Origin of the sequence: Arsukibacterium sp. MJ3, assembly GCF_000987765.1 — a bacterium.
Classification (GTDB): domain Bacteria; phylum Pseudomonadota; class Gammaproteobacteria; order Enterobacterales; family Alteromonadaceae; genus Alishewanella.
In genome coordinates this window covers 1-491 of the sequence record NZ_LAHP01000160.1, presented here as the reverse complement: position 1 = coordinate 491, position 491 = coordinate 1, and the positions used below count along the sequence as shown (strand labels likewise).

The window sequence follows — 491 nt, the reverse complement described above, 5'->3', positions numbered from 1 at the left end:
GCAACTTGAGCTTCATCTAAGCCCTGCAACTCCATGCCGCGCAGTTCCAAACGAATGCGCTCCATTGCCGTATTTATGCGCCCTACTTCACGGCGTTCAATTTGGCGCTGCTCATTCGCACGCGATATTGCACGTTCTAGCGCTACTGATAATTGCGCGGGAAACGCTTCGTCTTCAGCGGTTACTGTTACTAACCCATCGGTCATTAAAGCAACCGGGAAGCCATAGAAGTTACCCCACTCACGGCGCTCAACCACAAATGCGCCTTGCGGGTAATTCACCGTTTGCATGGTGTTACCAAAATGCCACACAAAATCGGTACCGAGTTGATCGCGGTTGCCCTGTTTGAACAAGTAACGCGTTACCAGGTCTTGGCCTTCATCGATTGGGTTACCACCTTCTCGGGCCAAAGTGGCAGTGATAGTTTCACTACGCACAATCTCGCCCATTACCGAACTTACTTCGCCAGTGCGAAAGTTGGTGATTTCCAC

1 pseudogene is annotated in these 491 nt (G+C 51.1%); it reads right to left on the bottom strand.

Annotated features, from left to right (window positions below):
- Nucleotides 1–491: pseudogene (locus VT06_RS18325) on the bottom strand (phosphate ABC transporter, permease protein PstA); the annotation flags it as partial.